We start from the raw sequence: 23,821 nt of genomic DNA, 5'->3' as shown, positions 1-23,821 counted from the left end.
CTCCTCGGCCGGTGCGCGGCGGGTGCCCGAGCCCTCGCCCGTCTCCCCGGTCAGCGAGCGTCCGTCCGGACCCAGGGTGTCCAGGTCGTGGACCCGGGCGCTGAACACCTGGACCTCGGTGGACCCGGGCGGGGGCAGGACGGACCGCAGGTCCTTGGGCCAGGAGAGGTCGCCGACCACGGCGGGGTCGGGGGCGAACTTGGTGTCCTTGGCGTCCCCGCCGGACAGGAGGCGGTCGAGCAGTTCGGTGTAGGGGTAGTGCGGCGGGGAGGGTTCGGCGTCGTAGGCCGGGGGCGCCTCCTCCCGCGTCCCGTCGGCGTTCTCGATCTCGTCGGCCGCGCCGCGGCGGTCCGGTGCCGGGTCCGGGGAGGTGTGCGGCGTCTCCGTGCGGGTGCCGTCCGGGCCCACGGCGGTGTCGTAGGAGGGCGGAAGCCCGCGGTCGTCGGCGTCGTCGGTGCCGTCGAAGACGCTGCGCCCGTCCTGGGAGGAGCCGTCCGAGGCCGTGCTGAAGACGCTGTCGGCGTCCGACACCGACGAGGCGTCGTCGAAGGAGGCCTCGGACCGGCCGTCGAACGCGCCGCGCGGGGACGGGGAGCGGTCGGCGGTGACGCCGTCGGTCCCGGTGTCCCGGGAGGAGGTCACCGGGACCCGGGTCGTGCCGGAGCCGTCCCGGGGGGCGTCCCGGTCGGCGGACCTGTTGTCCCGCCGGTCGCCGTCGCCGTCGCGTTCGTCCGGTGTCGTGTCGCGGCGCTCGCCCGTGCGGTCCCCCCCGTGGTCCGGGCGCCGCGTCGTCCCGCCGTCCCCGGCGTCGTGTCCGCGGTCGGGCGGGGGAGCGCCGTCGTCGGTGCCGTCGTCCCCTCGGGTGGCCGGGCCCGGGATGTCGGTGCGGTCCAGCCGGTCGCGCAGGCCGTCCAGGTCGCCGTGCAGGCCGGCGAGGTCGGTCGCCTCCTGTGCGAGGGCGGGGATGTCCGTCTCGGTGAGGGTCCGGTGGCGGGACTCGGGTCCGTCCAGCCGGCCGGCCAGGCCGTCCCGCAGGCCCCGCAGGCCGTCGACGGCGGTGCGGGCCCCGGCCAGGGGGCCCCGGGGCGGGGCGCCGTCCCCGAAGAGCGCGTCGGCCCGGCCGGAGATCGCGTCGAGCCTGGCCCCCAGATCGGCGATCCGCGCGTCGGCCCCGTCCACGGCGGTCCGCACCGGTGCGATGCGGGCGCCCGCGTCGGCGGCCGCGGTGCGGGCTGAGCCCAGGCGGGGGGCCACCTGTGCCTCGCGCTCGGTCACCGGCCGGGTGAGCCCGTCCGTCTCGGCGGCCAGCTCCCGGCGCCGCCGCTCCATCTCCGCGACCGCTTCGGGGCTGCGCTCGGGCTGCGCGGCGAAGTCCCGCACGTCCTGTTCGAACGCCGCGACCCGCTCGTCCAGGCCGGCCACCTGCTCGGGGGTGGTGAAGCCGTCCCCGCGCGGGGGCAGCGGGGGGTGGTCGGCCCCGTGCCGGTCCAGCAGGTGGGTCGCCTCGTCCAGGGCGGTGCCGTGCTCCGGGCGGCCGAGCGCGGTGGTCGGCGGCGCGGTGTCCCGTGCGACCTCGGCCGAGGCCGTGTCGACCAGCCTCTCGCCCAGGCCGGTGAGGATGCGCTCCAGCTCGCCCTGGAAGCGCTGCTGCTCCTGGAGGGCGAACAGCTCGTTGCGGGCCAGTGCGTCCGTACGGGCCAGCAGGCCGTCCAGGCGGGGGCCCAGGGCGTCGTTCTCGCCGCCGCGGGCGCGCACGTCGAGGTCCAGGGCCTCCAGGGTCCGCCCGGAGTCGGTGAGCCGCGGGTCGGGGTCGGGGGCCGCCGGGGCGGGCGCCCCCTCCTCGGCGGGGGCCGGGGCGGGGGCCCGGCGGCGCGCGTCCTCCACCAGGAGGCCGTGCTCGGCCGCGGCCCGGTCCCGCGCGGCCCGCAGGTCCGCGAGGTCGGTGGCGGCCCGCTCGGTCCCGTTCCGGGAGGCCTCGATCAGGTCGAGCACGTCCCGGATCTCCGTCCGGGTCCGGTCGGCCCCCTCCGCCAGGTCCGCGCGCCGGTCCCCGGCCTCGGTGAGGAGGGTGTTCACCCGGTCCAGCAGGGCGTCCAGCCGCGCGCGCCGGTCGGCCGCGGCCTCCGCGTCCCGGGGGGCGCCGGTGTCGGAGGCCAGTGCCTCCACGGCCGTCCGCAGGTCCAGCACGCGCTGCTGGTGGGCGGTGACGCCGTCCCGGTCGAGCAGGCCGTCCCGGTGCGGAACGCGCGTGTCGAGCGCCTGTTCCGCCCGCCCGGCGGAGTCCGCGGCCTCCTGGATCCGTGTCCGGGCCAGGTCGCCGCGCTCGTTGAGCGTGTCCGCGGTGGAGCGGTCCTGCTGCACCCGGGACTCGAAGAGCGCGTCGGGGGAGTCGTAGGCGCGCCGGGAGGCGGTGACCGATTCGGCCCAGGTACGGGCGCTCTCCTCGTAGGCGCCGCGCCGCTCCTCGGACCTCGCCTCGTGGACACGGTAGTTCTCCCGGGCCTCGTCCAGCCGGGCGGCGGCCTCGGGGGAGGGGCCCGCGTCCCCGTTCCGGGCCAGCTCGGCGTGGTAGGCGGCGTGCGCCTCCCGGTAGGCGGTGACCGGGTCGGTGAGCCCGCCGCGGGCCTCGTCGTAGGACAGCTCGTCGCGGCTCATGGTCGCGGCGGCCTGGCGGGCCTCCTCCGCCCTGGCGGCCAGGTCGCGCGCGTGCGCCTCGGTGACGACGCCGAGCCGGACCGCGTCCTCCTGGGACACCCAGGCGCTCACCTTGCCGCTGACCTGGCCGATGTGCTGGTGGTGGGAGTCCTTGAGGAACGGCAGGCCGCTCTCGGAGCGCGCTCCCAGCAGCCAGGTGGTGTCGAACTCGATGAGGTAGACCGGCCCCCGCTTCTCCTTCTCGGCGGAGTGGGGCGTCTCGGTCTTGAGGCCGTTCGCGTCGGTGGAGCCCCCGGCCGGGCTGGTGGCCGCCACGGTCGGCGCGGCGGTCATCACGGCGGCGTGGTCCGCGAAGGTCGGGTGCCCGGTGTTGATGCCGGTCGGCCGGAACCCGCCCTCGGCGGTCGCCCCCGCGCTGTGGGACAGGCCGTCCTCGGAGGAGCCGTCCGCTGTGTCGCTCCAGTTCAGCCGCGAGTCGGGGAGCACGTCCAGGACGCGGGCGTCGCGCAGGTCGGGCGCCACGCCCAGGCGCCAGTCCAGGGAGCCGATCTTCATCAGGGACACGCCGTCGTCCGCCCCGAGCGCCTCGGAGAACAGCGACTTCAGGGCGATGGACTCCAGGACGCTGTCGATCGGCGTGTAACGCGGGTCCAGTTCCAGCTCGTCGGCCAGGAAGGCGCGGGCGGAGGCGATCTCCCGCTCCGTGTAGACGCGCCCCGCACCGCCGTCGGCGCCGGGGGCGGGCGCCGGGTCGCCGCCGGCGGGCGTCCAGCCCAGGGACCGGGCGATGGTGACGACCGCGGTGTCGCGGACGTCGGCCCCGTGGGTGCCGACGGCCGTCGGCATGACGATGCCCTCGCCCAGGCCGGCGGAGCCCGGGGTGCGGTGCCGGGACAGGCGGTCCCGCATCGCGTCCGCCAGGTCCGGGCGGTCGTCGGCCGAGCCGCCCCCGATCCGCCGGCCGCCGTCGGTGCCGGTCCCGGTCTCGGTCCGCGGCGCGTCCGCCCCGGAGAAGTCCAGGTAGGAGGCCGGGTACAGGGTCCGGATCGGCCCCGCGTCGCCGTTGACGTCGAAACCGATGACCGCCTTGTCGGTGAAGGGGACGTGCACCTGGCCCCTGCCGGGGTTCGCGGGCCGGTCGAACTCGATGCTCAGGTCGAGCGTGCCCTGCTGGACGACCTTGGCGTAGGGGCCCGCGGTCTCCAGCTGCACCGTCCGGACCCGCTCCTCGGTGTCGGAGCGGGTCTGGTCCTGCGAGGTCGTGTGGCCCACGGCCCCGGCTCCGGTCAGGAACAGCGGCCGGTGGTCGGGCTGGTTGTCCGGGCTCTGGTACTGGTCCGAGAACGGTGCGGGCCCCAGGTGCGTGTGGTCGGCCCCCACGGTGTTGCCGCTGCCGTGCGAACGGCTCTGGACGTCCTCGGACTTCCAGGTGTGCGACTCCACCATCTCGTCGGCCGAGCCCACGTACTCCACCTCGGGGGCGGTCGTGCGCAGGTTGACGCGGACGACGCCCGAGGACGACGCGTGGACGACCGGTGCGCCCTTGGGCCGCACCTTGACGGCGACCGGGACGTTCGTGCCCGAGGACTTGCCCAGCTGCGTCGTGAGCTTGTCGAACAGCCGCTTCCTGCTGCGGCCGGTGAGCTCGTACCCCTGCCGGTCCAGCTCGCGGGACAGCGCCTCCAGCGCCGCGGTGGGGTCGCCCGGGCGGATCCGCTGCCCGGTGTGCTCGAACCCCTCGCGGATCCTGACGTTCCCGGCGTCGTCGGGCTCGGGCTGGGAGCCCTCCTCCAGCGTGCCGTCCTCGTTCTCGCTCAGGCGGTCCACGACGATCCCGGCCCGGCGCGCGTCGCGCGCGGAGATGTAGCCGGAGGCCAGGTCGGAGAGCGACGCCTTCCAGCCCCGGTAGTGCGTGGACCACAGGCCCGGGACGGCCAGCCCCCAGCCCTTCATGATCTGGGCCGCCTGGGTGACCGTGCCGCCGACCTGGAAGGCGTATCCCAGCGCGGCCTTGGGGACGATGATCAGCGACGACGTGAAGGTGCCGGTCTCCCCGGTGCCCCGGCCCGACCGCAGGAAGTTCCAGGTGTCCGAGAGGCCGGTGAGCGGGATGGGGCCGCGGGCCGCTGCCGGGGTGAGGTCCTCCGGGCTGTCGGCGTCGGCCTTGTCCGGGTTGGTGGAGCCGCCCGCGTTGGCACCGATCCGGGCGTTCCCGCTGGTGGTGACGGTGTGCGAGGCCCCGGAGTTCACCGAGGTCTCGGCGTGCAGCACCGGCTGCATCCTGGTGAGCTGCATCTTCGTCACCTGGTCGGGATCGGCCTTGGTGACGAGGTCGGCCCGCCCGTCGTTGGGCGAGAGCAGGCCGCCGGTCATGTCCACGGTGTCGCGCTGGCCGCCGGGGGAGAAGGTGGCCGGGTCCCCGGCCATGCCGGTCGGGGAGAACAGGCGCTCGAAGAACGACCGGCCGCCGCGCGTGTCCAGGAAGTGCAGGAGTTTGCGCCCGCCCGCGATCTGGAGGCGGGACACGGGGGAGGAGAGCAGGCCCTTGGCCTGCCCGCCGAGGTCGCCGCGGGTGCCCCCCAGGTCGTTGTTGACGCGCTCCAGCACGCCGTTGTCGATCAGGGCGCGGGCCCGGCGGGCGTCCTCGCGCGCGGCGTGCTCGCGGCGCTCCTGCTCGGGGGTCCGGGCGGTGTCCTCCCGGGTCCCGTTGGTGCGGTCGCCGTCCTCGTCAGCGCGCCTGTCGGTGCGGTCGCCGTCGCGGTCCTCCCCACGACCCTCGGTGCGGTCGCCGTCCTCGCCCCTGCGTTCCCCGGTGCGGTCCTCCCCGCGCCCGTCGGTGCGGTCGTCCCGGGTCCCGTCGGTGCGGTCGCCGTCGCCGCCCTCGGTCCGGCCCTCGCCGCCCGACTCGGCCGGCGCGGGAGGCGTGGGGGCAGCGGGCGGCGGGGGCGGCGCCAGGGCGCCCTGGACCAGGGCCCGCGCGTCGTCCGCGCTCAGGGCCTCGACCTCGCCGTCCCCGGCCCGCGGCGGGGCGGACACCGGGCCGGAGAGCATCTTGGGCGTGGAGAGGGTGTACCGCGCGTCGATCGGCGTGTTCAGCAGCGGAACGCTCTCGTCCCGGCCCGTCACCTGCTCCGAGGCGTCGTACTCGTGCAGGCTCGCCGTGAAGCGGACGTTGCCGCCCCAGTCCTCGGAGCCGTCGGGGAAGAGCATGAGCTGCTCGGACTTGTGCTCCAACCCGTGGGAGCGGCCCCTGTTCCAGGCCCGCGAGATGCTCGCGGCCAGGCCCCCGCTGCCCATGATCTTGGCCATGCCGCGGGCGTCCTCGGGGTTGCCGCGGGCCAGGCCCGGTCCCGCCGTCAGCGTCCCCGAGTGCGAGGCGCCCTTGCCCCGGCCCGACTCCTGCTTGGCGGCGCCGCCGACGCGGATGCCGGCCTTGCCGCCCTTGTCCCCCTGGTGGCTGAGCGCGCCGAACTCCGCCTTCACCCGGACGGTGACCAGCCCGGGCCGGTGGAACTCCTTGCCGGTGAAGGTGCGCGTGGGGTCGATGACCGCCTTCTCGTCGAGGTGGATGGCCAGGCCGCCGCGGGAGGCCAGCGTGTCGCCGTTGTTGTTGAGGAACTCCTCCCGCAGCATCCGCTCGACGAGCTCGGTGTTCTGGCGCGCCACCTTGCGGTTGCGGCGCAGGCCCCAGTGCTCGCGCGGGGAGCGGGAGAAGTACGGGGCGTTCTCCCGGCCCGGCCGGCGCGCGTAGTCGGAGTGCGTCCGGGACAGCTCCGGCACCACGATGCCGGGGAGCTTCTCGGCCAGCCCGGTCAGGACCTGCTGGATGAGGTGCTCGGTGACCTGGTCGGGGAGCCCGGCGGGGGGAGTGCCCTCCGCGGTCCCGCCGTCGTCGCCCGGCGTCCGCGGCCAGGAGAAGCCGTTCAGGCGCGTCCCGTCGAACCGGGTGATCCGGTCCCCGCCCAGGTGGTCGAAGGGCGGCCGGGCGCCCGGCCGGGGCGCGGCGTGCGGGTCGGGCAGGCCCCGCGCCGCGGCGTCCAGGGACCGGGCGTCGCGCACGGAGAGGAGTTCGACGGTCTCGCCGGTGAACTCGTGCCGCCCGGTCTCGCCGTCCACCTCCACCACCAGGTCGCGGTCCACGGTGTAGGCGGCGAAGTCGTCGGAGTCCGAGGTCGCCATGGCGAAGGTGTCGCGCAGACCGGTCTTGGAGGAGTCCTGCGTCTGCGAGGACCAGGTCCGGGTGTAGCCGTACTCGCCGACCGGGGCGTCCAGGCGCACCCGGCCCCCGGGCAGGCGCATCTCGATGCCGAAGCCGCCGCCGAAGGTGAAGCCCGCCCTGGACGTGCGCCCCTGCGTGTCGGTCCGCGTCTGCTCGGTTCCGTCGTGGCGGACGAACTCGTCCACCTGGGGGCTGTGCCCCTTGGCCCGGTAGTCCGCGGCCGGTGACGAGAGGTGCACGACCCGCTCGCGGCCGTCGGGCAGCACGGCGGTGAGCCGGACCGGCCCCTGGTCCATGGCGGGGAAGTACTGCCGGATCGAGTCGTTGTCCAGCTTGGCGGCGAACTGCTCGCGCCAGGAGCGCTCGGCGTCGGCGCGCTTGCCCGTGGCGGGCGCGCCCTTGGAGTCGGTGCGCGGCGGCAGCAGCGTGTCGGCCAGCCAGGAGCCGAGGTCGGTGTAGGTCCTGCCGTTCCGGGGCTGCGGGCCCTTGGGGACGATCGAGGACACGGACAGGGGCAGGCCGCCGTGCTCCAGGCGCGGCCTGCGCGGCGGGGCGGCGGGTCCGGCGGTGCCCTCCCCGCCGGGGCGCGGCCGGAAGTTCATGGCGGTCGGGGCCCGCTCCGACAGGGGCTTGACCTCGCCGGGGACGACGAGGGCGACGCCGCGGTCCACCACGACCGGGCCGCGGTCCGGAGTCGGGGCGCCCCCGTCCGCGTCCGGGGGAGGCTGCGGCAGGGGGACGCGGCCCAAGGGAGCGGCCACGTCCACGAGGACGCGCAGGTCGGCCGCGTAGACCTCCGGGGCGCCCTTGCCCTTCACCTCCAGGGAGGTGTGGCCCTTCTCGGAGCCGCCGAACGTCATCGTCCGCAGGCCCAGCCCCACGCTGGCGCCCGCGGACAGGACCGGGCCGAGGGCCCACCCGTCGGGGGTGGCGGAGAGGAACAGCGGGTTCACGTTGAACTTGGTGCTGAGGCCCTTCTTGGTCCCCTGCGAGGAGGACCCGCCCGCCTTGCCCTCGTGGGTGGCGCCGTCGGTGCGCATGGTCGGCGTCCGCACCTCGCCGTCGCCCGTGACGGTGGCGCGCCGGTACCCGCCGGCCCCGTCCCCGCCGTCGCCGCGCAGCCGGACCTGGAAGTCCCACCGGTCGGAGCCGTGCCGCACGGTGTGGGAGACCCCGTCGCGGCCGAAGAAGGCACCGAGGCCCGGGCGGCTCCGCATCTCCTTCTCGAAGTGGTCCAGGGCCTCCTTGCGCACGTTCGGGGGAACGCGGTAGCCCTGGCGGTCCACGGACTCGGAGATCGCGGTGCGCACCTGCTCGGCGTCGACGTGCACGCCGTCGAGGTCGATGAAGCGCGTGGAGACCAGGTAGTCCAGGTCGACGGAGTCCGCGGTGCGCTCCGGCGTCCGTTCGCCGTCCTCGCCGGGCGGCGGCGGGGTGCGGTCCTCGGAGGAGTCGTCCGCGAGGCGGTCGTCCCGCGTGGTGCGGGTCTCCTCCTCGGCCGGGGGCGGGTCGCGGCGCTCCGGGTCGCGGCGGGAGGAGGAGTCCTCGCGGACGGTGGAGTCCTCGGTGGCGGGCCCCTTGCCCTTGTCCACGCCCTCGCGCCCGGTGGTCCCGCTCTCGTCGGTGCGCACGCCGGACTCGGTGACGGGGGGCGGGGGCGGGCCCTCCACGGGCACGGCGGGGGCCTCCTCGCCGGTGACGACGGGCGCGCCCTCCTCCTCGGGCGTGCGCTCCACCGGGCCGCCGGACCGCTCGGAGCCGGTCCCGCCCTCCGGGGAGGGGTCGGTCCCGGGCGGGACGGGACGGCCGTTCTTATCGAGCCGGACCAGCGGGACCTCGGCGGTGAAGACCTGCACGGTGGTCGGCACGGGCGGGGGCAGCACGGAGTGCGGGTTCAGCAGCCACTTGAGGTCGCCGACCGTCGGCGGGGCGGGCACCGGGGCCTTGGCGTCCTTGCCCCCGGGGAAGCCGGGCAGTTCGCTGTAGGGGTAGGCCGGCGGACCCGACCGCTCGTCCTGGTAGGCGGGCGGCGCCTCGGTGCCCTCCGCGTCGTCGAACAGGTCCCCGGTGTCGTCGAACAGGCTCTCGGCCTCGGTGGACTCCGAGTCCCTGCTGAACACGCTGTCGGTGTCGGTCGCGGTGCCGTCGTCGTCGGAGCCGTCCTCGGACAGCGGCGGCGGCACCGTGTGCGGTGTCTCCTGGACGTCGGTGCGCCCGTGGTCCGGGTTGAGCTGGTCCTCGAAGGAGTAGGCCGGGGGAGGGTCCGCGGGCACGGCCGGGTCGTCCCGGCGGGCGTCCGCGCCCTCCTCCTCGGGGGCGTCCCGCTCCTCCCGGTGCTCCTCCCGGGTGTCGTCCTGCCGCCCGTTCACCTCGTCGGTGCGGTCGGGGACCGGGGTGTCGCTCGGCGTTCCGTCCCCGCGGTGCGGGCCGGGGGCGTCGCGTGCGTCGTCCCGGTCGTCGGCGCCCGGGTTCCGGTCGTCGGCGTTGCGCCCGTCCTGCTCCGCGTCCCGGTCGCCGGTGCTCTCGGTGGGCGGCACGGGGGCGTCGCGGTCGTCGGCGTCCCGGGTGTCCTGCTCCGCGTCCCGCCGGTCGGAGCTCTCGGTGGAGGGGACGGGCGGGTCCGCCTCGGCGGAGGGGGACTCCCCGTGCTCCTGCGTGCTCTCGGTGACCGGGGGCGCCGGCGCCCCGACCCGGTCGTCGCCGTCCTGCACGGCGGGGTCGCGCTCCACGGGCGCGTGCGGGTCGACCGGCGCCGGGTCGCGGCGCTCCTCACCGGAACGGGAGTCGTTGCCGGTGCGGGGCGTGCGCGAGTCGCCGCCCTGGTTGCCCTGGTTGCCCTGGTTGCCTTGGCCGCCCTGGCCCCCCTGCCCGACCTGGCCCACCGGCGGTGCCGCCACCGGTCCCTCGACCCGCTCGTCGGCGGTCGGGACGGGGCGCGCCTGCGGGTCCCGGTCCAGGCCCTCCTCCCGGTTCCGGTCCTGCTGCGGGTTCCGGTCCTGTTCGGGGGCGCGGTGCTCCTCCACCTCCGGGGTCCGGGCACGCTCCTCGTCCCGGTCCGTGTCCCGGTCCTGGTCCTGCTGCGGGTTCCGGTCCTGCTCGGGGCCGCGGTGCTCCTCCTGTCCCCGGTTCCGGTCGTCGGTGGAGGGCGTCTCGCTGACGTCCTCCTCCCCGGAGCGCTGCGGTGGCGCGGGCGCCTCGGGCACGCGCGCGGGGCCGCCGGTCTCGGGCGGCGCCGTCGGCTGGTCCTGCCCGCGGGAGGGGCGCGCGTACTCGTCCTCGTCCTCGCGGGTGTCCCTGTCCGGGGCCGTCGCGGCGTCGCCGTCGCCGTCCGGGTCGCCGGAGCGGTCGGGCCGGCCCGAGGGGTCGCCGTTGACGACGACGTCCGTGCCGTTGCGCCCGGGGCCGGGGCCCGGGGGGCGGTCGGAGCCCGCGCCCTCGGCGGGCTGCGGCGGCGTCCGGTTCGCCGCCGGGTCGGTGACCGGCTCCGGTTCGGGGGAGGCCTCCGGTGCGGCGGGCGGTGCCTCCGGAACGGGCATCTTGGGCGGGCCGCTCAGGGCGTCGATACCGGCCAGGGCGGAGTCGGTGGACACCTGCTGGATGGTGTTCATGCTCGCGCCGGACGTGGCGGAGTACACCGAGGCCTTGAACCCCTCGCCCATGGCGGCGCTGCCCAGGCCCTCGCCGAGGTAGCCCTCGACGGCGCCCGAGCCCGCGCCGACCCCCAGGTGGGTGACCCAGGTGGCCTTGCTCTGGAAGTGCTTGTAGACCGGGTCGAGCATGTCCTGGGGCAGCCGCGACAGGTGGTCGCGCACGGGCGGCGGCAGGTGGTCGCCCAGGGTGCGCGACAGCTGCGCCCCGGCGTCGGGCTTCCCCCACGTGCGCACCAGCGTGTCGGCGTAGTCGGAGCCCAGCCGGCGCGCCTGGTCGGCGCCGAGCGTGGCGGCGAAGTTGCGCTCGAACGCCCCCGCCATGTCCTCGCGGAACCGGGCGCGGTTGGCGGCGTTGTTCCACCCGTTCGCCCCGGGCGGGGCGTTCGTGGCGAAGGGGACCGCCATCTCGTCCCGGTGCCGGGAGAACACGTCGGCGAGGTCGCGGTTGAGTCCGCCGCCGCCCGCGTTCCCGGGCGTGGGCGTGGGCACCGGGCCGCCGTCCGGGGCCGGGTCGGGCCGCGGCGTGGGCGTCGGGTCGGGCCGGGGGACCGTTTCGGGGTCGGGGCGGCCCCCGGGCGGGGGAGGCGGCGGGATGTCCGTGTCGGGCCTGGTCGGGGGGACGTCCGGCCGCGGGGGCGGCGGCCCGTCCGGCACGGGGACGGTCTCGGGTCCGGGCTGCCTGGCGGGCGGCGGAACGACGTCGTCGATGTCGCGCAGGGGAGGGGGCGGCGGGACCGGGTCGGGCACGCCCCTGCCCACCGGCGGCACCGGCACCGGGTCGGGCAGGGTGCGCAGGACGTCGATCCGGTTGGTGATCAGGTTGGTGATCTGCCGGTCGAACGCGACGCCCAGGCCCCCGGAGAGCCCCGCCGAGACCAGGCCCTCGATGACGCCGCCGATGTGGGCGCCCTTGGTGAGGTCGTGGTCCCAGGTGTCACGGGTGCCGTTGGCGATCTGGATGCGCTGGATGACGCTGTCCATGCTCGCGAAGAGCTGGCTGATGATCTGGTGCCCGGGGACGGTGATGAGGAACCAGGCGAGGATCCGCTGCATGGCCAGGCTGCGGATCATCTTGAAGATGGGGATCCACTTCAGCGAGGCGCCGAAGGTGAACTTGGCGGTGGCGATCGCCCACGCGATCTCCACGAGCAGCTGGGCGAACTGCACGAGGACCATCGCGGACATGTACTCCGCGTTGGCCGCGCCCTTGCGCAGCTCCACCGACAGCATCTGCGAGATGCCCGCCGCCGACCCGAGGTAGTCGTTCTCACCCTGCGTGAACTGGTTGAGCGAACGGTTGTAGAAGTCCGACGCCTGCCCGCCGAAGTTCCGGCGAACACGGCCGCGCACCGTGTTCATCAACTCGGTGAGGTCTTTGCGCAGCTTCTCGGAGAGGACGTCGTAGATCTCCGCCAGCGACCGCATCGCCGGCGGGTTCGAGGAGGGGACCTCGATGCCGGTCAGGACCTGGATGGCCTTGCGCTGGGAGTCGGACATGTTGGGGTCCAGCGGCATACCGGACCCCCTCCCCCTCGACCGGACCGCAGAGAGCGGTCACGTTAGCACTACGAACGGTCCATGTGGAAGTGATGGTTCTTCAGTTTCCGTCCGTGTTGGTGTGTCATGGAAGCGTTGGCTTTTGTTCGAAAGAGGCGTGCGGCCGGCCGCGCGCCGTCCGAGGCTTCGCCGGGTGATCGTCCGGGGTTCACCTTTCGCCACCTTCCCTGTGGGCCGGGTGTTCCACCATGTGCCGGGGGGTAGGAACGGGGAGCGGGCGTGTGCGTCCGGGCTTCGCCGCACCGGCCGCCGCCGGAGCCGGCCCGGGAACCCTTCCCGGGCCCCGTTTGCCCGTTTGTGTGTGCCCTCGGTGACCGTCGGCTTTTCGGTTCCGGTCTATCCCCCGCGCATGGGGCTTATATTCTTGTTCCGGGGGGTTGTTGTGTACTGTGCGCTCTCGGTATCCTCACGCTGAGAGAGCGTGAAACACACGCAAAACCACATCGGTCGGCGTCGACCCTTCCCCCCGCGGATCCGCCCCCCACCGGTCGGAACCGCGCCCCCGCACCCCTCACCCCCCGTCCCGCCCGGGCGGAGCACACCGAAGGGAAACAGCCGCGATGCGATCCGGCTCGACCCGCCTGGCGTTCGCCGCCTGCGCCCTCCTCGCCGTAGCGGGCTGTTCCGAGCCCGCGACCGAAACGGGCGGCACCACCGCCGAAACCGCGTCGCCGTCCTCCTCCGCCGCCGGTGACGAAGAGGCCGCCCTGGCGGCCTACACCGGCATGTGGGACGCCGTGACCGCGGCCTCCCACGGAGACGAGGACGCCTCGCGCGCTCTCGACGACCACGCCGTCGGGGGCGCCCGCGAACTCATGCGGACCGCGCTCGACCAGGCCGCGGCGGGCGGAGCGGCCCAGGGGGAACCCGTCATCGACCCCGTCCTCACCGTCGAGAGCCGCGAACGCGCGGTCGTCGCCGACTGCGTGGACGACTCCGCCTGGCGGACCGGCGGTGCCCCGGGGGCGGCGGGCTCCCGGAAGGTCGACGCCACACTCATCCACGACGGGCTCGCCTGGCGCGTGTCCGAACTGCGCATCTGGGAGGCCGGATCATGTTGAGACCCCTACCCCCCGCGGCGGCGGCAGCCGCCGCCGCCCTGGTGCTGGCGACCCTGAGCGCCGCTCCCGCCCACGCCGACGACGGCTCCTTCCTCGGCAGCGTCGAGTGCGGCACCTCCGGCGGCAACGGCTGCCAGATCCTGCTGCGCTGGATCCTGGAGAACGGCGGGATCCCGGGCACCCCCGGGACCGGCGGCTCGGGCGGCTCGGGCGGCTCCGGCGGGACCGGCGGCGCCGGCGGCTCCGACGAGTACGCCGACGTCGACTGGGACGCCATCGACTGGGACTCCATGGACTGGAGCCAGATCGACTGGGACGCCATGGACTGGGACGCCATCTTCGCGGAGGCGGGCCAGAACGGCGAGGAGGGCACCGACCCCCTCACCACCATCAACGAGGCCATCGCCGCCTTCCAGCTCCCCGAGCCGCAGATCGCCACCTCCCCGGGCACCGACTCCCTCGTCCTGGTCAACACCCCCCTGTGGCTGTGGGTCGACCCCGCCACCTGGGGCGCCGAGTCCACCTCCGCCCAGCTGGGGAACTCCTCCCTCACCGTGACCGCCACCCCGGCCCGCACCCAGTGGACCATGGGCGACGGCTCCACCGTGGAGTGCGAGGGCCCCGGCACCCCGTTCGACGCCGCCGCGCACGACGCCGCCTCGGAGTCCCCCGACTGCGGGTACGTCTACACCTCGGCCTCCGACACGGGCGCCGAGGGCGTGCGCACCGTCACCGTCCGCGTCCTGTGGGACACCACCTGGGACTTCTCCGGCGGTGGCGGCGGCACCCTCGACCAGCTCACCAGCACCTCCGAGGTCGACCTCACGGTCCGCGAGTCCCACGGGCTCGTCACGGACACCAACTGACACCGAGAAGAACTGAGACAGACGTGGTCGAGACGACGACGGCCCCGCCCCCCGGGGCGGGGCGGCAGACGCAGCAGCCCCCCGCCGTACGGCTGAGCGGCGCGGGCCCCCGCCGCTGGCGGTGGCTGGTGCTGGCCCTCACCCTGACGACGGCGGGCGCGCTCAGCGGGGTCATCGCCCTGGACCGCCTCGACGACCGGACCGGCGTGGTGGTTGCCGACTCCGACCTCCCCGCGGGACACGTCCTGACCATGGACGACCTGCGCGTCTCGGAGATGTCGGTCTCCTCCGACCTCTCCTTCGTGGACGCCGCCCGCCTGGAGGAGGTCGTGGGCCTGACCCTCACCCTCCCGGTGGTCCAGGGCGGGGTCCTGCCCGAGGCGGCCCTGGGCGCCGACGCGGCGTTCCCCGAGTCCGACCGGGCCCTGGTCGGCGCCACCCTCCAGCCCGGCCGCTTCCCGGCCTCGCTGGGCGCGGGCGCCAACGTGTCCGTGGTCGTCAGCGCCGGGGAGCAGCAGGAGGACGGTGCCCCCCAGGCCTTCCTCGCGCTGGTGCGCACCCTCACCCCCGACCCGGGTGTCGAGGGCGCCGTCAACGTGGAGCTGCTGGTCTCCTCCGCCGACGCGGCCCGCATCGCCGCCGCCGCCTCCGCGAACCAGGTCAGCCTCGTGCAGGTCCACCCGCGCGGGGGCGCGTGATGACGCGCACGGTCGCCGTCTTCTCCCTGGGCGGCGCCCCGGGCGTGACCAGCGTGGGCATGGCCCTCGCCGCGGTCTGGCCCGGGGACGCCCCCGGGGTGCTGGTCGAGGCCGACCCCTCCGGAGGGGCGGTCGCGGTCTGGCGGCGCATCCCCACCGAACCCGGGCTGACCAGCCTCGCCGCGGCCATGCGCCGGGGCGGCGGCGCCGACCCCGACGCCCACACCCAGGACCTGCCCGGCGGGCTGCGGGTCAGCGCCGCGCCCGTCACCGGCGACCCCGCCGAGGGCGCGGTGCGCCTGCTGGGCCAGCACCCCCTGCCGCTCTCCTCGATGGCGGCCCCGGTCGCCGTCCTGGACTTGGGGCGCCTCACCCCCTCCTCCCCGGCCCGCGCCCTGGTCGCCCGGGCCGACCACGCCGTGCTCGTCGTCTCGGAGCGGCTCACCGAGCTGCGCCGCGCCCGCGAGCACCTCCTCTCCCCGTCCTTCCCCGCCCGCGACCTGCGGGTCGTGGTCTGCGGCGGCAAGGGCGGCGTCGGCGAGATCACCGGGGCCCTGGGCTCCGCCGTGTGGGGGCGGGTGCCCGAGGACCGGCGCTCCGCGGAGTTCCTGCGCGGCGAGCGCGACATCGCCCGGCCCCAGCGGCGCCCCCTGTTCAAGGCGGCCCACCGGCTGGCGCGCTCCCTGTCCGCGGCGGCGACCGAGCACATGGTGTACGCGCCGCTGCCGCCGGGGGTGAACGCGTGAGCATGCCCGACGAGTTCGCCGACCGCGCCGTCGAGCGCTTCCTCGACCCCGAGACCGAGCGGGTGGAGTCCCAGTGGGTCTCCTACGTCTCCTCCGAGGCGGGGCGGCGCATCAGCGAGGAGACCCGCGGCGAGGACCCGGACACCCCGGCCGAGCACCGTTCCCGCGCCGACCGGATCATCGCCAACATCCTCGACGAGGCCGCCCGCGCGGCCCTGGCCGAGGGCCGGGCCCTGCTGGCCCCCGACGCCGAGGCCTCCATCGCCGCCAAGGCGCTCGCCCAGGTCACCGGGGTCGGACCGCTCCAGCCCCTGCTCGACGACCCGGAGATCGAGAACATCAACATCAACGGCGTGGACGCCTGGGTGCGGCTGGCGGACGGCAGCCGCCGCCTGCACGCCGGCCTGTTCGCCGGGGCCGACGACGTCATCGCCCTGGTCCGCCGCCTGGCCGCGGAGTCCACCAGCGGCGAGCGGCGCTTCGACCCCGGCGCGCCGATCCTCGACCTCCAGCTCCCCGGCGGCGAGCGCCTCAACGCGGTCATGGAGGTCTCCCGGCAGCCCTCGGTGTCGATCCGCCGCCACCGCTACACGAACTCCTCGCTGCGCCGCCTGGAGAAGCTCGGCACGCTCGACGCGGCGCTGGTGTCGCTCTTCCGCGCCGCCGTCCGCGCCCGCCGCAACATGGTCGTCACCGGCGGCACCGGCGCGGGCAAGACCACGCTGCTGCGCGCCCTGGCCTCGGAGATCCCCGAGACCGAGCGCCTGGTCACCATCGAGGACGTCTTCGAGCTGGGTCTCGACAAGGACCGCGAGGCCCACCCCGACTGCGTCGCGCTCCAGGCCCGCCCCGCCAATATCGAGGGCGTCGGCGAGATCACCATCGCCGACCTGGTCCGCACCGCGCTGCGCATGTCGCCCGACCGCGTCATCGTGGGGGAGACCCGCGGCAGCGAGACCGTCCCCCTGCTCAACGCCATGAGCCAGGGCAACGACGGCAGCCTCACCACCCTGCACGCGGCCGGCTCCGCGGGCGCGTTCACCAAGCTGGGCGCCTACGCCGCCCAGTCCGCCGAGCGCCTGCCGCTGGAGGCCACCGCCTCCCTGGTGGCCTCGGCCGTGCACCTGGTCGTCCACGTCTCCGCGCTGCCCACCGGCGAGCGCCGCGTCACCAGCGTGCGCGAGGTCGTGGGAGCGGAGGGGCAGAACGTGGTCTCCAACGAGATCTACCGCTACTCGCCGCGCCAGGGCCGCCTCCCCGCGGCCCCGCCCAGCCCCGACACCCTGGACGTGCTCGCCGACCACGGCTTCGACCCGATCGCCCTCCAGGCGGACACCGCGGGGTGGGCCCGGTGACCACCGAAACCTTCCTCCTCGCCGCCGCCGGGGGCGCGGCCGGACTCGGCGTGTTCCTGCTGTGCGTCTGGGCCGCCCCGCTCATCGCCGACCGCGTCCGCCGCGGCCGGGGCCGCCCCCTGCCGCGGCCGGGCAAGATCGTCTTCGCGGTCGCCGCCGCCGTGGGCGTGTGGCTCTTCACCGGCTGGCCGGTGGCCGCCGCGCTGGCCGCCGCCGCGGTCTGGTGGGCCCCGCAGGTCCTGGGCAACGATCACGAGCACAAACAGCAGGTCGAGGGCGTCGAGGCCGTCGCCGCCTGGACCGAGATGCTGCGCGACCTCATGGCCGGGTCCTCGGGCCTGCACCAGGCGGTCGCCGCCACCGCGCCCATCGCCCCCGAGCCCCTGCGGGAGGCCGTCCAGCGCCTGGCCGAGGACATGCGCGCCGGGCGTGATACGCGCACCTCGCTCCACACCTTCGCCCAGACCGTGGACAACCCCACCGGGGACCTGGTCGCCTCCGCCCTGGCCATGGCCGCCACCCGCCACGCCACGGACCTGGGCGTCCTGCTCGGCGCCCTGGCCGAGTCCGCCCGCGACCAGGCCGCCATGCTGGTCAAGGTGTCGGCGAACCGGGCGCGGCTGCGCACGTCCTCCAGGATCATCATGGGCGCGACGTTGGGGATGGCCTCTCTCATGCTGCTGTTCAACCCCGAGTACCTGGCGCCGTTCGATACGGCGCTGGGCCAGATCATCCTTGCCATCATCGGGGCCATCTGGGCTACGGCGGTGGTCTGGATGACGCGGATGTCCCGCTTCTCCCTCGGGCCGCGAGTCCTGGCTCTGGACCCGAACAAGGAGGCCGTCCAGTGAACCCCCTGATCGCGGCGGCGCTGGCAGGAGCAGCACTCGGACTGGCCGTCTGGTCCCTGGCCGCCGCCCGCTGGGTACGGCCGACCCTGGCCGAGCGCCTGTCCGGCCCCCGCCGCCAGGTGAGCCCGGTCATCCGTGCCTCTGAAGGAGGGATACTCACCCGGATCGGGCGGCTCGGCGTCCCCCTGCTGCACGCGGCCGGGCTCCCGGGCCCGCGTGCCTTGCGCAACCTCCGCGTCTGTGACCGGGAACCGGGCGGCTACCTCGCGGAGAAGGCTGCGGGAGTCGTGGTGGGATTGCTCTTCCCACCGGTCATGGGTCTCCTCCTGTCCTCCTTCGGCGTTCTTCCTTCCGCGCTCATCTCCTTGGGAGCATGGGTGGGCTTCGCCGTGCTCATGTGGTTCGCCCCCGATCTCTCCCTGAACGACGAGGCGACCAAGCGCAAGGAGGAGATGCGCCGTACCCTGTCGGGCTTCGCCGATCTGGTGGTCGTCTCCCTGGCAGGAGGGGCGGGTGTCAGCGGTGCGCTCACCGACGCCTCGGCCAACAGCGGAGGATGGGCGATGGCCGCCATCCGCGATTCCCTGCGGGAGTCCTCCCTGACCCGGGTGCCCATCTGGCAGGTGCTCCGCGACCTGGGCGAACGGTACGACACACCAGAGTTCGACGAACTCGCAGCGAGCCTGCACCTGGCGGGTGCCGACGGCGCGCGCGTGCGAAGCTCCCTCGCCGCCAAGGCCAAGACCCTGCGTGTGCAGTTCCTTGCGGAAGTGGAAGCCAAGGCCCAGTCCGCGACGGAGCGTATGAGCCTGCCGGTAGTGCTCCTGTTCGCCGGGTTCCTGATCCTGCTGGGATACCCCGCGATGAGCCTCATCCTTTTCAGTACCTGAATCCCCTGATAACGGAGAGAAATCATGAAGAACCTCTATGCTCGCCTCCTCAGCGAGCTGACCCTGCCCAAGGGCGACGACGGTTACTCCACGGAGACGGTCATCATCACCGCGGTGCTCGTGGGGATCGCCCTGGCCGCTGTCGCCGCCATCGGCGCCGTGGCCGATACGTGGATCGCCCAGATCGGCTCTGCACGCGGCTAGGAGTCCCAGTTGCGACAGCACAACGACGACCGAGGCAGCACGGAGCTGGCGATCGCCGCCCCCGCGTTGCTCTTGTTGGTCATGCTGGTCGTCCAGGCCGCCCTGTGGATGCACGGTGAGCACGTCGCCGCCGACCTCGCACGCCGCACGGCCGAGCAGTCGCGCACCGTGGAGGGCGGGGCCGGCCCGGCCGCGCCCTCCGGCTCCGTCCTGACCGACGTCAGCGTCTCCGTGGACCGCGGGGCCGAGGAGGTGACCGTCACCGTCACCGGTGCGGTCCCCAGCCTCGTCCCCGGGGTCTCCTGGACCGTGCGGCACGTGTCCGTAGCCCCCGTCGAACGCTTCGTACCCGGAAGTGAGGCGCAGTGAGGAACCGCGACCGCGGCTCCGCCTCGGTGGAGCTGGCGATTCTCGCACCGATCCTGTTGACCTTCGCCATGCTCATGGTGTTCGCAGGACGCGTCGTCGATGCCAGGACCACGGTCGGCGAGGTCGCGCACGCAGCCGCGCGCGCGGCCTCCCTGGAGCGCACCTCCGGGGCCGCCTCGGCGGCGGCGACCTCCATCGCCGCCGCCACCCTCCAGGAACAGGGCCTGGCCTGCTCCGACCACAGCACCAGCGTGGACCACGGCGGTCTCACCGCCGGAGGGGCGGTCTCCGTCACCGTCCGCTGCACCGTGAGCTTCTCCGACCTGCTCGGAGTCGCCTTCCCGGGCAGCCAGACCATCGAGGGCGGCGCCACCGTCGCCGTCGACACCTTCAGGGGGACGCCGTGACCGCAGCAACGCGCCGCGACGACCGCGGGCAGGTCAGCGCCTTCGTGGCGGTGATGGCGATGGCCTTCATCGTCTGCCTGGGCCTGGTCTACGAGGGCGGCGAACTCCTCCAGGCCCGCCGCCAGACCGCGACCCTGGCCCAGGAGGCGGCCCGGGTCGGCGCACAGCAGCTCGACTGGAACACCTACCGCGAGGGCGCCGACGAGGTCCCGCTGGACCCGGCCGCGGCGGTCGCCGCCGCGCAGTCGTTCCTGTCCTCCGCGGGGGCCACCGGGACGGTCAGCGTCTCGGGGAACTCGGTCACCGTCACCTGCTCCCTGCCCTACTCCTTCACCATCCTCCCGGCCGGCTCGACCACCGTCGAGACGACCGCCACCGCGCGTCCCTACACGCAGCAGACACCTTGAGCATCCTTGTGAGGCGGACATGCACCCTCTGAACAGGCTCGGCGCGGCCGTGTTCGCGCTCGTTTTCCTCATCGGCATCCCCTACGCCCTGCTCTGGCACGCCACGTGGCCCGAGACGCTCCCGTCATGGGACGTGGCCCTGGCGCACCTGCGCGGATGGCGCCTGCCGCCGGGCGTGGCCGCCGCGGCGCTGATCACCGCGCTGTGGGCGCTGTGGGGCATGTTCGCCCTGGCGCTGGCGGCCGAGGTCGTGGCGCGGCTGCGGGGCGTCCCCCTGCGCCTGCGCCCCTTCGGCCCGCTCCAGGCGATCGCCGCCACCGCCGTCGCGGCCACGGCGGTCACCCCCGCCGCGGCCTTCGCCGACACCGTCGTCCAGGAGGACGGCGCACAGGAGGAGCAGGCCCCCGAGGGCGGCGCCCCCGCCGCCCCGCAGAGCGCCGCCGAGCAGGGGCCCGTGGAGCGCTCCCGCACCGTCAGCGGGTTCGCCGTCGGGTCCGCCGAGCTCACCGACCGGATGCGCGAGGACCTCGCGCCCACCGTCGAGATGATCGGCGACCACTGGGACGAGAACGTCCCCGTCGCCATCACCGGGCACACCGACCCCAGCGGCAACGCCGACCGCAACCAGGAGCTGTCCGAGGAACGGGCCCAGGCGGTGGCCGACTACCTGGAGGAGGAGCTCGGCGAGGACGCCCCCGACACCGAGGTCGAGGGCGTCGGTTCCGAGCAGCAGGTGGAGGGGCCCGCCGAGGCCCAGCGCCGGGTCGAGATCTCCTACACCCTGGCGCCCGCACCGGCACCCGCGGCCCCGCAGGAGGAGGCCGGCGGCGGACAGGACCGGGACACCGAGGACGAGGCCGCCGCGACCGACGGCGCCGAGGTCGCGGCCGAGGTCGCCCAGTCCGTCGTCACCGTGGAGAACGCCTCCGCCGTCACCGAGGACGACGGCCCCCGGGTCGTCGTCGTGGAGATCCCCGACGGCGCGGTCGCCGGGGTCGTCGGGTTCGCCGGGCTCGCCGGCGGCTACCTCCTGGGCAAGCGCGGGTCGTTCGTCCCGCGGATGGCGCTCAGCCTGCCGCGGCGCCTCACCGGCCGCCCGCGCCGCCTGGAGCTGACGCAGGGCCCGCCGCGCCCCGAGCCCGCCGACGAGATCGACGAGCGCGTGACCGTCGAACTCGACCACGTCCCGGGCCTGGGCCTGACCGGCAAGGGCGCGGACGCGGCGGCCCGGCGCCTCATCGCCAACGCCCTGGACCCCTCCGAGCCGCTCGCGGTCCGGGTCCTCATCACCGACGACGAGGCCGTCCGGCTGCTCGGTGAGACCGGCCGGGACCTGCTGCGCGACAACCCGTGCGAGCCGGTCACCCTGGTCGCCACCACCGAGGACGCGCTGACGGTGCTCGCCTCCGAGCTGCACGCCATGGCCGACGAGGACCGCGCGCCGCTCGCCCTCATCATCTCCGCGCCGGACGCCCGGCACGAGCACGCCCTGTCCGGCCTGCTGCTGCACGGCCAGCAGCGCGGCATCACCGCCGTCATCCTGGGCAGCTGGCCCCTGGGCGGCAACTGCGTGGTCGACGCGGACGGGCTCATCTCCCAGACCAGCCAGCCGCTGGCCACCCTGTTCCACTGCTCCTGGGCGGGTGCGACGCCCGAGGAGGTGCACGAGGCCGTGCGCACCTACCACTCCGCGGACCACTCGGTGTCCGAGCGCCCGCAGCGGGCGTCCCGGAGCCGGATGAAGGCCGAGCGGCGCCCGGTCCTGGTGGCCGAGGACTGGGAGGACGACGACGCCTTCGTCCCGGTCGGCGACGACGCCGTCTGGGAGCGGCTCACCCGCGCCTGGGACGAGGAGGCCGCGGAGTCCGGGGCCGAGGAGGACGCCCGCTGGGCCGAGGACGAGGACGACCTCTGGTCCCGGCGGGACGAGGAGGAGGAAGAGGTGTCGGCCGCCCGCGGGGAGCCCGCTCCGGCGCCGGCGTCCCAGGACGACGGGGCCTCCGTGGACGCCGCCTTCCGCGCGCTCCGCGAGGGCGAGTACGGACGCCCCGGTGCGCCCGCCGAGACGGCCCCGCCGCGGGCCGAGGCCTTCGAGGAGGAGGACGACTCCTGGTGGGACGAGACCCCGGTCGAGCAGGCCGCCGCCGTGGCGCCCGCCGCTGACGACTCCCGGGTCCGGGACACTGCCGCGCACGCGCGGGACCGGGAGGACTCCGACGGCCTGCGGGCCGAGGCCGACGACGCCGCGGACACGGGGGACGCCTGGGGCCCCGCCGAGCGGGCGGTCCCGGCCGCGCACTCCGGCAGGAGCGTCCGCCCCGGGGCCGCGGGCGCGGCCGGGGACCGCGCGGACGACGCCGCGGACGCCCGGGACTCCGGCGCCGACACCGCGTCCGATGCCGGGGACGCCTCCGCGGACCCGGTCCGCGCGGGCGGTGCCGATCGCCCGTCCGTGGACGTGCGGGAGGCGGAGAACGCCGGCGAGCGGGCGGCCCCGGCCGCGCACTCCGGTAGGAGCATCCGCCCCGGGGCCGCGGGCGCGGCCGGGGGAGCCGCGGGCCGCGAGGCCGCCGCCGACGCCGTGGCCGGGCAGGGCTCCGAGGGGCCCGCCGTGGCCGGGGCCGAGGTCCCGCGCCCCGGCAGGAGCGTCCGTCCCGACGCCTCCGCCGCGCTCCGGTCCGTGGACGCGCGGGAGGCCGGGGCCTCCGCCGAGGAGGCGGCCCCGGCCGTGCGTCCGGGGAGGAGCGTCCGTCCCGACACCGCGGCCGACGCCGACACCGGCGCGCGGGAGCCCCGGGACACCGCCGAGCAGGCGGCCCCGGCCGTGCGGCCCGGCAGGAGCATCCGCCCCGAGGTCCCGGTCCGGGGGAGCGGCGCCCCGTCCGCTCCGGAGCGGGACGACACCGCTCCCGCCGTGGACACGCGGGAGGCCGGGGAGGCCGCCCCGGCGGAGCCCGGCAGGGACGACCGTCCCGAGGCCGCGCACCCCGCCGACGCCCCGGTGCGGGACACCGCCGAACCCGTCGTGGAACCGCAGGCCCCGGAGGCCTCCGCGGACGACGCGGGCGCGGTCCGGGACGCGGCGGACGCCGCCGACGCCCCGGTGCGGGCGCACGAGGAGCACGGTCGGGCCGACGAGGCCGTGACCGCCGACGCCCCGAACACGGACGTGGCCGCCGCCCCGTCCGCCGTGGACGCGCCCGCCCCGGAGCCCGCTCCGGCCGAGGCCGCCGCCCCCGCCGGGGACGCACGGGTCCGGGACGACGCCCCGGAGGCGGAGCCGGAGGACACCGGGCACGCCGCAGCGGACGCCGCCGACCGCCCCTCCGACGAGGGCGGGGCCCTGTCGGTCGACGCCTTCGCCGTGCTCTCGGGCGGCCCCCCGGCCGCGGCGCCGCCCGCCGCGGGGCGCGCCGCCGGAGCACCCGCCGTGCGCCGGGGTACCCGCCCCGCCGGTGCGGCGGCCCCGTCCGGGGGAGGCACCGCCGCCGCGACGGCGCCCGCGCCGCGCCGCGAGCCCGGACCCGCTGCCCCCGAGGAGCCCCGCAAACAGGTCCGCCACCAGCGCGCCCCCGGCCGCAAGGCGGGCCGGGTCCGCGTCGTCCGGGTGGACCGTCCGGAGCCCTCGGAGCACGGCGAGGCCGAGACCTCCGCCGTCCCGGTCCCCGCCCGCCTCGCCGAGCCCCGGGGCATGCGTCCGGGCCGGGCCGCCGCGACCGCCGCCCGCCCCCGCCAGGAGAAGGCGCGGCGTCTGGTGGAGCGCGAGCCGGCCCCCGGGCCGCTGGACGACGCCGAGGCCGCGCCGGCCTACCGCCCCCAGCCCGCCAAGCCGCACAAGGCGGGCCGGGGCCGCGTCTGGAAGCCGCGCGACGACGCCTGACCCGCC

At 75.8% G+C, this 23,821-nt stretch carries 12 protein-coding genes and 1 pseudogene; 12 read left to right on the top strand and 1 reads right to left on the bottom strand.

What is annotated here, in order from left to right; genetic code table 11:
• Positions 1-12,039: pseudogene (locus BUE45_RS28585) on the bottom strand (hypothetical protein); the annotation flags it as partial.
• A gap of 602 nt (positions 12,040-12,641) precedes the next feature.
• Here BUE45_RS28585 and BUE45_RS28580 point away from each other — a divergent pair.
• Genes BUE45_RS28580 through BUE45_RS28525 form a run of 12 tightly spaced genes read left to right on the top strand, consistent with a single transcriptional unit; the run spans position 12,642 to position 23,815 of the window.
• Complete coding sequence (locus BUE45_RS28580) at positions 12,642-13,142, top strand: hypothetical protein (RefSeq protein ID WP_073384029.1); 501 nt, start codon at positions 12,642-12,644, stop codon at positions 13,140-13,142.
• Positions 13,136-14,008 (top strand): hypothetical protein, encoded by an 873-nt coding sequence (locus tag BUE45_RS28575; protein WP_073384028.1) that lies wholly within the window; start codon positions 13,136-13,138, stop codon positions 14,006-14,008. The genes BUE45_RS28580 and BUE45_RS28575 overlap by 7 nt, the downstream gene beginning before the upstream one ends.
• 23 nt (positions 14,009-14,031) lie before the next feature.
• Entirely contained in the window at positions 14,032-14,706 is a 675-nt protein-coding gene (locus BUE45_RS28570; RefSeq protein WP_073384027.1) for an SAF domain-containing protein, read from the top strand.
• The gene (locus BUE45_RS28565; protein WP_073384026.1) at positions 14,706-15,452 is read left to right on the top strand and encodes a CpaE/TadZ family protein; all 747 of its coding nucleotides are present in this window, start codon (positions 14,706-14,708) and stop codon (positions 15,450-15,452) included. Before BUE45_RS28570 ends, BUE45_RS28565 begins: the two co-directional genes overlap by 1 nt.
• Positions 15,449-16,807: an ATPase, T2SS/T4P/T4SS family gene (locus BUE45_RS28560; RefSeq protein ID WP_073384025.1), complete on the top strand. Its 1,359-nt coding sequence runs from the start codon at positions 15,449-15,451 to the stop codon at positions 16,805-16,807. The genes BUE45_RS28565 and BUE45_RS28560 overlap by 4 nt, the downstream gene beginning before the upstream one ends.
• Positions 16,795-17,658, top strand: coding sequence for a type II secretion system F family protein (locus BUE45_RS28555; RefSeq protein ID WP_073384024.1), 864 nt, complete (start codon positions 16,795-16,797; stop codon positions 17,656-17,658). Before BUE45_RS28560 ends, BUE45_RS28555 begins: the two co-directional genes overlap by 13 nt.
• Positions 17,655-18,548 carry a type II secretion system F family protein gene (locus BUE45_RS28550; RefSeq protein ID WP_178378685.1) on the top strand — a complete coding sequence of 298 codons (894 nt, stop codon included), beginning with the start codon at positions 17,655-17,657 and terminating at the stop codon, positions 18,546-18,548. The genes BUE45_RS28555 and BUE45_RS28550 overlap by 4 nt, the downstream gene beginning before the upstream one ends.
• Positions 18,549-18,572: 24 nt before the next feature.
• Positions 18,573-18,752 carry a hypothetical protein gene (locus BUE45_RS28545; protein WP_073384023.1) on the top strand — a complete coding sequence of 60 codons (180 nt, stop codon included), beginning with the start codon at positions 18,573-18,575 and terminating at the stop codon, positions 18,750-18,752.
• Positions 18,753-18,761: 9 nt separating this feature from the next.
• Entirely contained in the window at positions 18,762-19,121 is a 360-nt protein-coding gene (locus BUE45_RS28540) for a TadE/TadG family type IV pilus assembly protein (RefSeq protein ID WP_178378684.1), read from the top strand.
• Entirely contained in the window at positions 19,118-19,528 is a 411-nt protein-coding gene (locus BUE45_RS28535) for a TadE family protein (protein ID WP_073384022.1), read from the top strand. The genes BUE45_RS28540 and BUE45_RS28535 overlap by 4 nt, the downstream gene beginning before the upstream one ends.
• Entirely contained in the window at positions 19,525-19,935 is a 411-nt protein-coding gene (locus tag BUE45_RS28530; protein ID WP_245833522.1) for a TadE/TadG family type IV pilus assembly protein, read from the top strand. Before BUE45_RS28535 ends, BUE45_RS28530 begins: the two co-directional genes overlap by 4 nt.
• A 19-nt stretch (positions 19,936-19,954) precedes the next feature.
• The gene (locus BUE45_RS28525) at positions 19,955-23,815 is read left to right on the top strand and encodes an OmpA family protein (RefSeq protein WP_073384021.1); all 3,861 of its coding nucleotides are present in this window, start codon (positions 19,955-19,957) and stop codon (positions 23,813-23,815) included.
• The last annotated feature ends 6 nt before the right edge of the window (positions 23,816-23,821 follow it).

The sequence above is a fragment of the Nocardiopsis flavescens genome (assembly GCF_900141985.1).
In the GTDB taxonomy this organism is placed as follows: domain Bacteria; phylum Actinomycetota; class Actinomycetes; order Streptosporangiales; family Streptosporangiaceae; genus Nocardiopsis; species Nocardiopsis flavescens.
The sequence above is the reverse complement of the archived record's forward strand: the minus strand, read 5'-3'. Positions and strand labels throughout refer to the sequence as shown.

Bases quoted from the DNA above. Each gene is read 5' to 3' on its own strand.
- BUE45_RS28580 (WP_073384029.1), top strand. From the start codon at position 12,642: ATGCGATCCGGCTCGACCCGCCTGGCGTTCGCCGCCTGCGCCCTCCTC.
- BUE45_RS28575 (WP_073384028.1), top strand. From the start codon at position 13,136: ATGTTGAGACCCCTACCCCCCGCGGCGGCGGCAGCCGCCGCCGCCCTG.
- BUE45_RS28565 (WP_073384026.1), top strand. From the start codon at position 14,706: ATGACGCGCACGGTCGCCGTCTTCTCCCTGGGCGGCGCCCCGGGCGTG.
- BUE45_RS28545 (WP_073384023.1), top strand. From the start codon at position 18,573: ATGAAGAACCTCTATGCTCGCCTCCTCAGCGAGCTGACCCTGCCCAAG.
- BUE45_RS28525 (WP_073384021.1), top strand. From the start codon at position 19,955: ATGCACCCTCTGAACAGGCTCGGCGCGGCCGTGTTCGCGCTCGTTTTC.